General features: G+C 66.3%; 7 protein-coding genes. 6 read left to right on the forward strand and 1 reads right to left on the reverse strand.

Annotated features, from left to right (window positions below):
- Positions 1–216 precede the first annotated feature (216 nt).
- From CCR79_RS12665 to CCR79_RS12690, 6 genes are all read left to right on the forward strand, one after another.
- Positions 217–1,440, forward strand: coding sequence for a DUF6361 family protein (locus CCR79_RS12665; protein WP_201173578.1), 1,224 nt, complete (start codon positions 217–219; stop codon positions 1,438–1,440).
- The gene (locus CCR79_RS12670; RefSeq protein ID WP_201173580.1) at positions 1,440–3,230 is read left to right on the forward strand and encodes a phospholipase D family protein; all 1,791 of its coding nucleotides are present in this window, start codon (positions 1,440–1,442) and stop codon (positions 3,228–3,230) included. The genes CCR79_RS12665 and CCR79_RS12670 overlap by 1 nt, the downstream gene beginning before the upstream one ends.
- Positions 3,227–6,367, forward strand: a complete 3,141-nt coding sequence (locus tag CCR79_RS12675) for a helicase-related protein (protein ID WP_201173583.1) — start codon at positions 3,227–3,229, stop codon at positions 6,365–6,367. The genes CCR79_RS12670 and CCR79_RS12675 overlap by 4 nt, the downstream gene beginning before the upstream one ends.
- Before the next feature lie 261 nt (positions 6,368–6,628).
- A complete protein-coding gene (locus CCR79_RS13960; RefSeq protein WP_338018480.1) occupies positions 6,629–7,390 on the forward strand; it encodes a DUF2726 domain-containing protein in 762 nt (253 codons plus the stop codon).
- A gap of 694 nt (positions 7,391–8,084) precedes the next feature.
- The gene (locus tag CCR79_RS12685; RefSeq protein ID WP_201173588.1) at positions 8,085–8,612 is read left to right on the forward strand and encodes a type 1 glutamine amidotransferase domain-containing protein; all 528 of its coding nucleotides are present in this window, start codon (positions 8,085–8,087) and stop codon (positions 8,610–8,612) included.
- 432 nt (positions 8,613–9,044) lie between these two features.
- Complete coding sequence (locus CCR79_RS12690; RefSeq protein WP_201173590.1) at positions 9,045–10,232, forward strand: GGDEF domain-containing protein; 1,188 nt, start codon at positions 9,045–9,047, stop codon at positions 10,230–10,232.
- Between the two features lie 35 nt (positions 10,233–10,267).
- Here the strand turns inward: CCR79_RS12690 and CCR79_RS12695 are convergent, their stop codons facing one another.
- Positions 10,268–12,358 (reverse strand): putative bifunctional diguanylate cyclase/phosphodiesterase, encoded by a 2,091-nt coding sequence (locus tag CCR79_RS12695; RefSeq protein WP_201173592.1) that lies wholly within the window; start codon positions 12,356–12,358, stop codon positions 10,268–10,270.
- Between the last annotated feature and the right edge of the window lie 223 nt (positions 12,359–12,581).

The following is a 12,581-nucleotide window of genomic DNA, read 5'->3' on the forward strand; positions in this document are numbered from 1 at the left end:
GTTGCTCTTGGCCTTCTTGTTGCTCATCTGACACCTCCGTCTTGGTCCAGGCGGGGGCAGTCAAAGGCTCAGGGCGCCCTGACTATACCCCCGGGGGAGGTGTCCAGGCCAAACGGGGTGCGGAGGATCGGCGCACTACTTCCGTTAGGCGGCACCGGAGAGGCAAAGGGATACAATTGCGTTCGATGGTCATAGGATGACCCTGGGGAATTGCTCATGAGTCCAGTTGCGGCCACCCTCACCTGGCTCGACCTCACCAGCACCGACCGTAATCAGGTCCGGCAGATCCTCGACCTCTTTGAGGAGCAAGGCACCGTGGACGAGCTGGGCTTGGGCACCGTCCGGGACTTCTTCTCGGATACGCTGTTCCCCGGCACGTCCACGCTGCACACGCGGCTGCGCTACGTGCTCTTCATCCCGTGGGTCTATCGGCGGCTCGAGGCGCGGCACCGGCAGGTCCAGGACATTGACGCCGAGGCGCGCGAGCAGGAGATCCGCGTCATCGACGCGCTCCGCAGCGGCGGGGAGGAGGAGGGTGTCATCGGCGGCCACGCCCGGGAGCGGCTGGCCCGCCTGCCGAGCCAGGCGTACTGGTCGGCGCTGGCGCGGTGGGGCCTCTTCTGCCCCCGCCAAAGCCAGGGGTGGTACCACCATCACTTCCACAGGCTGGCCGGTCGCCGCGAGCGCACGGCGGACGAGCCCCTGGAGGCGGAGGAGCCGGTCCGCACCTGGCACCCGCAGCTGCCCGAGCCGCCCGAGGACTGGCTCCAGGCCACCACGTTCGCCCTGACCGGCGAGGAGGCGGCGTTCCTGCGGGACCGCATCGAGTGCGCCGTCCCCGATAGCCTGCTGGCCTATCTCGCCCGTGAGGGCAACGCCGGGCTCGTCGACACCCAATTTTTATGGGAAGTGCCAGAGGTGGGCCAGGCGCCCGAGCACCTGCAGCAGCTGGTGGCGGCGGCGCGCCGCTTCTCCCTGCACATGGAGGGGGCCACGCTGCTCTACAACCTCCAGCTCGCCGAGCTCCGGCGGGACCGCCACGGCGATCCCCAGGGCGTGGACCAGGGCCACATCGACACCTACCGCGAACGCTTGGCGGTGTGGGCCGGCCAGGAGGCCGAGGAGACGCCGTTCGACCCCCAGGCGCTGTGGGCGCTGGCCGCCCGGCACCGGGTCGTCCTCCGGCAGCCTCTCAGGCGCTTCGTCGAGAGTTGGTCCGAGGTCATCAACAGCCACGGCGCGGCGGCGGTTGCGGACAGCCAGCGGCTCCGGGAGCTTATCGCCTCGCGCGAGCGGGCGCTCAAGGGGCCACGGGCCCGGGTCGTCAACACCAACCGCCTGGACCAGTGGCGGGGCAGCGCCGGCCTGGGCCGGCTCGATTATCGCTGGCCCGACGTCCGCAGGCTGCTGGCGGATCTCCACGAGGGGCTGGGGCGCTGATGCTCTCGCCCGATGCCCGCCAGGTGGCCACCGAGGTCCTGCGCCCGCCCGCCGGCTACACCCTGGACCGCACGGTGCTGACCAGCTACAGCCTGGACCTGGAGGTGGTCCTGGCGCTGCCGCTGGCCGTGCTGGCGCAGTCCGACCGGGGCGTGGAGGAGCTGCTGGAGGATCCGCTGCTGCTCCTCGAGGCGCTGCGCGAGGCCTCCGGCCGGGTGCAGGTCTTCGTCGACGCGTCCGGCATCGCCCTGCCACGGGTGCAGCGCGAGCTCTACGCCGCCCTGGAGGCCAGCGTCCACCCGGTGCGCGCCCCGGGCCAGGGCGTCTTCCACCCCAAGGTGTGGGTGGCGCGTTTCACCGGGGAGCAGGACGGCCGGGTCCTGCTGCGTGTCGCCGTCGCCTCCCGCAACCTCACCTTCGACCGCTCCTGGGACGTCGCCCTGGTCAGCGAGGCCGAGCCGGGGGCGGAGGCCGAGCCGGGCTCGGAGCCCCTCGCTGCGCTGGTCCGCGATCTGCCAGGGCTGGCGGTCCAGCCGCTCGCGCGCCCGCTGACGGAGGGCCAGGCGAGCCTCGCCGAGGAGCTGGGCCGCACCCGCTTCCCGGCGCCGGAGGGCTTTGATGGCGCCATCAACTTCCATGTCCTCGGCCTCGGGGGCCCGGGTGGGGCGCCGTGGCGGCCGGTCACCGAGGCCGACCGCGTGCTCGCCGTAGCGCCGTTCGTGGACCGGCATGGCCTCGACACCCTGGCGGCGAGCGGCGCCGGCTCGCTGGCCCTGATCGGCTGCGACGAGGCCCTGGACGCGCTGCCCGAGGGCACCCTGGCGCCTTGGGAGGACGTCCAGGTCCTCCAGGAGACGGCCCTGGAGGAGCCGCAGGAGGACACAGGCCGCCGGCCCGCCGGGCTCCACGCCAAGCTCATCGCCGCCGAGCGTGGCGGCCGCGCCCACTGGTGGGTCGGCTCCGCGAACCTCACCCACGCCGCCCTCAGCGGCCGCAATGTCGAGGTCCTGGCCAGCCTGGCCGGGGAGGCCGGCTCCGCCGAGGCCGAGCACGGCGTGGGCATCGACCGCTTCCGCGCGGGCCTCGACAAGCTCTGCACCCCGTACGAGCCCGGGGAGGCGCCGGCGGACGGCGAGGCCGAGGCGCGACGGGCCCTGGAGCGTGCCCGGGATGAGCTGCTCCAGGCGGACCTGGCGGTCCACTGCGAGGCCTATGGTTCTGAGTGGCGCTGGCGGTTGGCCGGGGAGCTGCCCGAGCCAGAGGGTGTGGCCATCGACCTCTGGCCGGTCACGCTGCCCTTGGAGCAGGCCCGCACCTGGCCCGCGGAGCCGGCGTGGACCCTGCCGCTGGAGCGGCTGACCGCCTTCGTCGCCTTCCGGCTGCGGGGCGAAGAGGGCGCCGATCCGGTCACCGGGGTGGCCAAGCTCCCGGCCCACGGCCTGCCGGAGGAGCGTATGCGCCGCATCCTGCGCACCGTGATCAACACCCCGGAGCGCCTCCTCGCCTTCCTCCGCGCCCTGCTCGGCGGCCTGGACGAGCTCATGGAGGGGGTCGGGGAGGGCGCTACGGCGGATCCCGATTCCCTGGGGCGGGGCCGGGCGCTGGAGGCGGAGACCCTGCTGGAGGATCTGCTGCGCACCGCGGCCCGGGATCCGGAGCGGCTGGACGTCGTCCGGCACGTGATCACCGACCTGATGGCGGACGAGGAGGGCCGCGCGGTGGTGCCGGAGCAGGTCCGGGCCATCTGGCGGGCCGTGGATGAGGCGCTGCAGGGGGAGGCCCGGCGATGACCCGCCCGGATCCGGAGGCCATCATCGCGCCCCTCAAGACCTTCCAGCGCCGCACCGTGGAGCACGCCTTCCAGCGGCTGTTCACGGCGCCGGACAGCACCCACCGCTTCCTCGTCGCCGACGAGGTGGGCCTGGGCAAGACGCTGGTGGCGCGCGGCATCGTCGCCCGGGCCCTGGATCATCTGTGGGACCGGCAGGAGCGCATCGATGTCCTCTACATTTGCAGCAACCAGAACATCGGCCGCTCCAATCTCCCCAAGCTCCAGGTGACCGGCGAGGCCGAGGACGCCCAGGCCCGGCCCACGCGGCTGACCATGCTCGCCACCGAGCTGGCCGGCGGCGCGCAGGGCGGGGGGCTGGCGGCCCGCAAGGTCAACTTCATCAGCTTCACGCCGGGGACGTCCTTCAACATGGGCGATGCCGCCGGCAAGGCGGAGGAGCGCAAGGTCCTCTTCCAGCTCCTCGACCGGCTGGTGGCGCGGCGGGAGGGGCTGATGAACCTGCTCCAGGGCTGGATCCAGGATGCGGGGCGCTGGCGGGGGATGCTGGCGGAGCCGCTGCCGCTGGAGCCGGAGATCACCCGGCGCTTCCAGGAGCGCCTGAGGGAGGATCCGGCGCTGCTCGGCGAGCTGGAGGCGGCCATCGAGCGCTGGTTCCTGCAGGCGCTCGACGCCTATCCGCAGGAGGCGCGCCAGGCCCGCAACCGCCTCATCGGGCGCCTGCGCTACCGCCTGGCGGAGGTCTGCATCGAGGCCCTGGAGCCGGACCTGGTCATCCTCGACGAGTTCCAGCGCTTCAAGGACCTGGTCAACCAGGACGAGGCCGGCCGCTCGCAGGCCACCGCGCTCGCCTGGCGGCTGCTGCAGACGCGCCAGGCCTCCGGCCGGCCGGTGCGGACCCTACTCCTGTCGGCCACGCCGTACAAGTTCTACACCCGCGATCCGGAGGCGGAGGGCGAGGACCACTACGCCGACTTCCTGGCCACCACGCGCTTCCTCCTCGACTACGACGAGCGGCGCGTGGTGGCGCTCCGGGAGGCGCTGGGCCGGTTCAGCACCGAGCTGCGCCGCGCCGCCGCCGGTCAGGGCCACGATGTGCCCAGCGCCCGAGCGGCCGTGGAGGGGCATCTGAAGGCGATCATGGCGCGCACCGAGCGGGTGGCCGGCAGCGCCGACGCCGATGCCATGATCGCCTCCTCCGGTGGCGGACAGCTGGAGATCCAGCCTGTGGACGTTCGCCAGTACCTGGCCGCCGAGGCCTGGTTCCGCTCCGCCGGGGCGCGCGATCCCATGACCTACTGGAAGGCGGCCCCCTACCTGCCGCATTTCATGCAGGGCTACCAGGTCAACGAGCAGGTCCGGACCGCCCAGGACCAGGACCCGGAGGCGCTCCGGGAGGTGCTGGCGCGGTACGCCGACGCCTTCCTCGACCGTGAGGACCTGCGCTCCTGGGAGCAGCTGGACCCGGGTCACGCCAAGCTGAGGGAGGTGGTCCGGGAGCAGCTGGATACCGGGCTCTGGCGGCTGCTGTGGATGCCGCCCTCCCTGCCGTACTGGCCGCTGGACGGACCCTTCGCGGGGCAGGAGGAGCGGACCAAGACGCTGCTCTTCTCGGCCTGGCACTTCGTTCCCGATGTGGTCAGCGCCGTGCTCAGCTACGAGGCGGAGCGGCGGATGCTCACCGGGCAGAGCACCGCTTACGAGGACCAGCCCAAGGAGCTCCTGCAGCTGCCGGCGAAGGAGGAGATCCGGCGCCGCCACCGGCTGCTGTTGCTGCTGCTGCCTAGCACGCGGCTGGCAGACGCGGTGCACCCGCTCTCTGCGCTGGCGGGCCGGGATGCACGAGCGTGGGCGCGGGAACGGGTCGCGGAGTTGCTGGCCGAGGTGGCGGACGTGGGGGATCCGGAGGCGCCGGAGGATCCCCGCTGGCAGTACATGGCGCCGCTGCTCCTCGATCCGGGGCTGCGGGCGTTCCTGGAGCACTGGCGCTCGGCCCGGGCGGACGACGTGGCGCGGCCCAAGGCGGAGAGCTTCCCCGACTACCTCGAGGACCTGCTGACGCTCGATACCGCCTCGCTGGGCCGCCAGCCGGAGGGCCTGGTGGACCTGGTCACGGACCTGGCGCTCGGCGCCCCGGGAGTGGTGGCGGCCCGGACGCTAGGCAGCGCCGGGCTGGACGACGTTACCCGCCGCGCCCTGGCGGCCCGGATCGCCATGGCGTTCTGGCGTCTGTTCAACCGGCCCCCGGTCATCGGGCTGCTGCATCAGCTCTACGGCCGCGGGGGCGGTGAGGAGGGTGGCGCCTACTGGCGGCGCGTGATGCAGTACGCCGTGGCCGGCAACCTCCAGGCGGTCCTGGACGAGGCCTGGCACTTGGCCTGGGAGCAGCACGGCTGGGCCGAGGGCGCCTCGGCGGAGGCGGTGGCCCGCAGCTGTGCCGAGGAGCTCGCCGCCCATATCGAGCCGCGTCCGTCGCGCGTTCACGTCCAGTTCCCGGAGTGCGATGGCCGGGGCGGCGTGGCCTGGTCGGAGCTGCGCATCCGCACCGTCTTCGCCCAGCGCTTCGGCGACCAGCGCACCGAGGAGGGGCGGCTCAGTCAGGACGAGGTCCGGGCCGCCTTCAACAGCCCCTTCCGCCCCTTCGTGCTCACCAGCACCTCCATCGGCCAAGAGGGATTGGACTTTCACCCCTGGTGCCACCGGCTGGTGCACTGGAATTTGCCGAGCAACCCGGTGGACCTGGAGCAGCGTGAGGGCCGCATCCACCGCTACAAGGGCCACGCCGTGCGCCGCAACGTCGCGGCGCGCTTCCGCGAACAGGCCTTGGAAGGCTGGGCGCCCGGCCGGGACCTGTGGATGTTGCTCTTCGCCGTCGCGGACCAGAGGGCCCGCGAGGATGCCGCCGACGACTTGGTGCCGTACTGGATCGCGCCCGGTCCTTATCGGATTCAGCGTCGCGTGCCGACCCTCCCTTACACGAGGGAGGTGGCCGCCTTCGAGCGCCTCAAGCACCAGCTGGCCACGTACCGCCTCGCCTTCGGCCAGCCGCGCCAGGAGGAACTGTTGGTCTTACTGGGGCAGGCGGAGATAAGTCGGGAAGAGCTGGAGCGCTGGACGGTTCGTTTGCGGCCCAGCTGAATCTCGGTAGACCGCGCAGGAATTGCTTAATCACGCCCGGCCGCACACACAGAATCTGTCGATACCACTTTTAGAGGTCATGTGATGAGTCAAGTCTTCTCGAGAGAGAAAATCGAACGAGTATTAGAAAACCGAATCACGGAAGCTCTTTCGGTCCTCGCAGATCCTGCTCAGAGCTCCTTAAATGACCTAAGCATCCGCAAATACCCATGCCGAGTGACTCGGGTGTAAGACGTAGGGGTGGAGCGAAAGGGAATCAGTATGGAGTGGTTTTTGTTTGTTGCTGCGCTCGCGGTGTTGGTTTCCGCGGTAGCCGTATGGTTGAGGTCTCAGGGCGGGCCAAGAGGTGGTGGAGTCGGCTTTCCGTACACCAAAGCATCAGCGCTGTTCTCACCAGCAGAGCGGTCGTTCCTCGGCGTTCTGGACCAAGCTGTCGGGAACGAGTACCGGATCTTCGGGAAGGTACGGGTGGCCGATATCATCAACGTGCGGTCCATGGCTGATCGCAAGGCATGGCAGCGGGCCTTTAATAAGATCAGTAGCAAGCACTTTGACTTTGTCTTATGCGCCAGGGACGACCTTTCGGTAGTTGCGGTCGTCGAGCTTGACGACAAGTCGCACCAAAAAAGTAGACGGGGAGCCCGAGACCATTTTCTGGCGGAGGTTTGTGAGGCGGTGTCACTCCCAATGATCCAAGTTCCGGCGAAGCATGCCTACAGCGTTGAAGGCCTTCGTATGCGACTGGCGTCTCTGCCGGAATTTTCGGCGGCGAAGCAGGCAGAGCCTGCCGGTCAGAGGCAAGCGGACCGGAGTCTGGAAACGGAGCATCAATCCCCTGGAGCCGGGGGCGACGATCAAGAGGCTGCAGGCGCAGTATCCCAGCACGCGGAGTCACCGCCATGTCCGCAATGCGGGGCACGGATGGTGAGGAGGGAGGCAAGGAGTGGGGCGAATGCAGGCAAAGCCTTTTGGGGTTGCAGCTTGTTCCCCAAGTGCAGGGGAACGGCCGAGATTGGCGTTTGATACCAGCATGCAGCGGACGGCGCTTTGCGGTGTCCCTGAGCCCGAGCGATAGGAATTGAAAGAAAATGAACCCAAATGAGTCCTGGATCAACGACTGGCGATGCGGAGTTGCCCCAGCCAAGGAACGTGATTTATCGCGCGATCTCTTGAGGATCTTTCAAGGTTTTTGGGAGTGGTCTGATCTTGATAATAAGTCTAAAACTGCCCGGCAGCGTTACAGAAATTCGCTACACGGGCTCGGTGGATGGGTTGTCAAAAAGGCTGTAGAAGAGGGGGTCGAAAAAAGTGCGCTTCAGATGTTGGTTGACGCAACGTCCGGAGGTGAGGGGCCATTGATTCATTGGGATAGAGAGGAGTGGCAAAAGGAAATGGACACAGTCTGTCGGAAACTTAGAAAATTCCTTTTGTCTCAGTGCTGAGGAATGGTTCATTCGGACGCGGTTCCCGATGGATGTCCGACTCACCCTCCGGGTCAGCGTCCAGAGCACCGGATAGGCCGGAGGCTTTACCGGTGTCGGCCCGAAGCCGTCGGTCATCATCACCAGCAGCGCCGTGGGCGGTGTGTCCTGGAGGTGCTCGAAGGGAGCGCGCAGGGTAGATCGCGCCCCATGCGCTTCTGCCCTAGCCGGAGCGGGTTGTCTGGTGCCCAAGGGGCGGGTTGGCATGTCGCCAATGAACCGCGCAGGAGGCTCCCATGACGCATCACGCGAGCGGCCATGCCCTGATCCTTGTTGATACGGACTACGAGGATCTCGAACTCCAGTACCCGAAGTACCGCCTCATTGAGGCGGGCCTGGGGGTAACGGTTGCCGGGCCCAGGGCTGGGGAGCGTTATCTTGGCAAGCATGGCTATCCGCAGACCGCCGATATCGAGTTGTCGAATGCCGACCCGGGGCAATTCGATGTGCTGGTCATCCCCGGAGGTTGGGCACCCGACAAGCTGCGCCGGTCCGAGATCGTCAGAGCGCTGACGGCTCGCATGTCGGAGGCTGGCAAAGTGGTCGCTTCAATCTGCCACGGACCGTGGGTGACTATCTCGGCGGGCGTGGTGGCGGGGCGAACCTATACCAGCTCACCGGCCTTAATCGATGACTTGCGCAACGCAGGGGCCCACTGGGTCGATCAGGAGGTGGCCGTGGATGGGGGGCACATCAGCAGTCGCCGGCCGGACGACCTGCCCGCGTTCTGTGCTGCTTTACTGAGGGTCGTCGAGGGGCGATAGCACGGTGGCCCGGTGACCTGCGCCGTGGTTCATTGGGCACATCCTGTATTGATCAGGAATCGGACCGGTCCGGTTGACAACCGCGCCGAGTGCAGTAACTGGACGGCGCGCTTCTGCACAAGCGAGCCAGAAAGCCTTTATAACCCTCTGATCAGTGGAGGGATGTTCATAAGGTTCTGATTTGTCGAAGTTTTGCCGCTGGCCAAAGTTTGCCCAAACGACCTCAAAGACGCTTGGCCGGCGGGTTCAGCCGACTTTCTCCACACGGTTTTCCACAGGTTTTGTGGAATCATGCCCCCTTGGCGGTCTGCATGGGCTTGGCACGACCGCACCGGATCCCGCATGCTGCCCGTCGGAATCCTGTCAATCGCCCAGGGAGCGAGCGATGAGCGTCACCCTCCTATGCCGTGGCGATGCTCAAGAGAAGCACCCATGGAACTCCACTACCCGACACTAGCGCTCGTCCTCTGGACGGCAAGCTTGGTCGCCGGCGCCGTGATGGCGATGGTCTGGCGGATCAATCACCACGAACGGGGGCCAGCGCTGTGGGCTGCCAGCAGCTTGGTGGTGGCGTTCAGTTTTGTGCCGCTGTGGTTTGAGACGGACCTGATCAGCGGGCTGATCCTGGTCAACAATGTCGCAAGCACTGTTGCGGTCCTGCTGCTGCTCGAGGGGATTCTGCGCTTCAAGGGGGTGGGCAACGAGTATCGCAGGCTGCCCTGGTACGGAGTCTATGTGGTGACCTTGGCCAGCCTGCTGTACCTCACGCTGAGTCTCGACAACCACCAACTGCGCTACCTCTTTCTCGATGCCAACCTCTCCGGGTTGTTGCTCCTCACGGCCTTCTTCCTGGTCCGGGGGGTTGATGACCGGCTGGAGCGCCTCATATACGGCGGCACAGCCGCAGTGTTCCTGTTGCTGGCCGCCGCGGTCTTCTACCGCTGGACTCAGGCAGCCACGGGCGTTATCGGCCCCGATGATCGCGTCAACCCGGCCAGCGGTTGGATCATCTTTGCGAGCATCCCGTGGATCCTTGGCTGGACGTACGGGCTGGCCATGGCCGCGAACTTGCGTGCCCAGCGGACCATCGAGGATATGGCGCAGCACGACCCGCTAACCGGTCTGCCGAACCGACGTCTTTTAGCCGACGCCATGGAGCGGATGGCGGAGCGCTCTTCTCCAGGTAGCGGTGCTCCGGGGCAAGGCTTCGGGGTGGTCGCCCTCGACGTCAATGGCTTCAAGGAGATCAATGACCATTACGGGCATGCGTTCGGCGATGCGGCCTTGGTCAAGCTCGCCGAGCTGTTGCTCAGAGGGCTGCGTCCGGAGGATAAGGTCATAAGACTCGGCGGCGACGAGTTTGTGCTCCTGTTGCACGGGGTGACCGACCGGGCGGACCTGGAGCAACTCTGCGGGCGAGTGCTGAAGGTGCTCGAGATGCCCGTATCCGTCAAAGGGCACGTGGTGCGCTTTTCGGTCAGTCTGGGGACCTCCCTTTGCCCGGATGACAGCACCAATGCCGAGCGGTTGCTCGCGCTGGCCGATCAGCGGATGTACGCGAACAAAACCGGCAAAACGAGCGAATCAGCGGTCTGGTGTGCAGCTCCTGCGGACTGCTGAGTCGTTGCCGGACTCAACCAGTGCCTGCCATTGACTTATTTATTCAGTTTGCTAATGCCCGTTAGTAGGGGTGCCACGTCCTGCGGTAACAAAGGAGGACTGAAGAAGTAGCCTTGACCTTCGAGGCACCCGTTATCGACCAGGAAGTCCCGCTGCACCCGGTTCTCGATGCCCTCGGCGATCACTTGCTTGTCCAGGTTTTCACCCATCGCGATGATAGCGCGGATGATAGCGGCATCCTCGGGATGGTGAGCCGGGTTCGCCTCCATCTCGGCTATGAAGGAACGGTCGATCTTGATCGCATGGACAGGTAGGCGCTTGAGATAATTTAGGGATGAGTAGGCGGTCCCGAAGTCATCGATAGCGATCAGCAGGCCCAACTCACTGAGTTCAGACAGTTTGTGCGCCGTCTCGGCTACGTGGTGCATGGCAGCGCTTTCGGTAATCTCCAGCTCGAGGTCGCCAGCATCCACACCGGTTTCGTGGAGCACCGTGCGGATCCGTGAAATGACTGCCGGGTCTCGCAGTTCGCACGCCGAGAGATTGACGGCGACCGGTACGGTCGGGACACCCTGATCTTTCCAGGTGCGGATCTGGATGCAGGTCTGTCGCAAGATCTCGGGGCCCAGAGACAAGATGAACCCCGTTTCCTCCGCCCGCGGTATGAAACGATCTGGCGCGAGCTGTCCCCGGATCGGATGCTGCCAGCGCACCAAGGCTTCGAGGCTGAGCACGGCTCCCGTTGAGAGGTTGACGCGTGGTTGATAGATGACGTGGAACTGCCCCTCGTCCAGCGCGACGCGCATTGCCTGATCCAGTTCCATGCGCTCTTGTAGCGCGGCATCCATCTCCGGGGTATAAAACTGATAGCACCGTCTTCCTTCGGCCTTGGCTCGGTACATGGCGGTATCAGCGTGTCGAACTAGTTCCTCGGCTGCGTCGCTGTCTTCCGGAGACATGGCGATGCCCATGCTCACCGTCACTCGAACCTCTTTGCCGTCCAGCCACACCGGCTCGCCGATGGCCGCCTGGATCCGCTCGATTACCGCGATAACGCTCTCCTCATGATCGAGACGCGGCAAAAGCAGGACGAACTCATCTCCGCCGAAACGCGCGATGGTGTCTTGCGCCCGGAGTATGCCCCGTACCCTTCTGGAGATTTCGACCAGCAGCTCGTCACCAAGTGTGTGACCGAGCGAATCGTTCACGACCTTGAAATCGTCCAGATCGATGAACACAACCGCGAGGACACCTTGCTCCCTCTGTGATTGCGCCACGGCCTGGCTGATCCGGTCCAACAGGAGGTTGCGATTGGGGAGGCCTGTCAGCGGGTCGTGAAAAGCGAGATACTCCAGGCGCTCCATCAAGGCGCGCTTGTCGGTGATGTCCTCCGCCAGTTTGATGTAGTGGGTGATTTCACCCGAGGCATCGCGCACCGGTGCAATCCTGGCTCGCTCTAGGTAAGACCCGCCGGAACGCTTACGATTCGTTAACTCGCCTTCCCAGATGCCCGTGGTGCGGATCGCCTGCCAGATTTCGCCGTGTTTCTGAAACGCTTCTTGCTCATGGCTCAGAAACCCGGTCGCTTGCCCCACGATCTCGTCTCGAGAGAACCCGGTTACGTCGCAGAAAGTCTGATTGACGTAATCGATCACGCCCTCGGTATCAGAGATAACGACCAGGCCGGGGCTCTGCTCAACGGCGTAGGCCAGCCACTCGTTGCGTTCCTCCGCGCGTTTACGCTCGGTGATATCCAAGCTAGACCCAAGGATCTTCTCGAGTCGGCCATGCGCGCCGTACACGGCGGTGGCCTGGTAGAGGATCCAGCGCCAGCTACCGTCCCGGTGGCGCGCCCGCACCTCGGCGCGGGCGCGTCCGTGCGGCTGCTCGGTGCACGCCTGAAACAAACTCTCCGCTGCACCCTGTTCTTCGTGGTGAATGCGCGACAGCCATGCCTCCAGGGCATCGCTCAGTTCGTGGTCCTGATAGCCGAGCTGCGCCTTGAACTCAGGGGAGAAAAAGACCGTTCTAGACGGTCGCCACTCAAAGAGGCCGAGGTTGCCGCCCTGAACGGCTTCCCAGAGCCGCTCGCGGTCCCGGCTTCGCGCCGTGATATCGACATCCATGCAGTAGAGGCGCAGGTCATCCTCCGTAACGCGAACCATTACATGGCAGGAGAAGACGGTTACCGGATGGCCGTGCCGATGGCGCAGCACCAGGATTGTTAGCGGCCCCGTAAACTGACCCACGGCTGGCCAAGAAAATTGACCCACCCTCGGGTGGCCCCTGGCCACGAATGACCATACCGTCGGCTGCCGAACTGAGCGGTGGAGACGGGAGCTGTGAAGG

The sequence above is a fragment of the Halorhodospira halophila genome (assembly GCF_016653405.1).
Classification (GTDB): domain Bacteria; phylum Pseudomonadota; class Gammaproteobacteria; order Nitrococcales; family Halorhodospiraceae; genus Halorhodospira; species Halorhodospira halophila_A.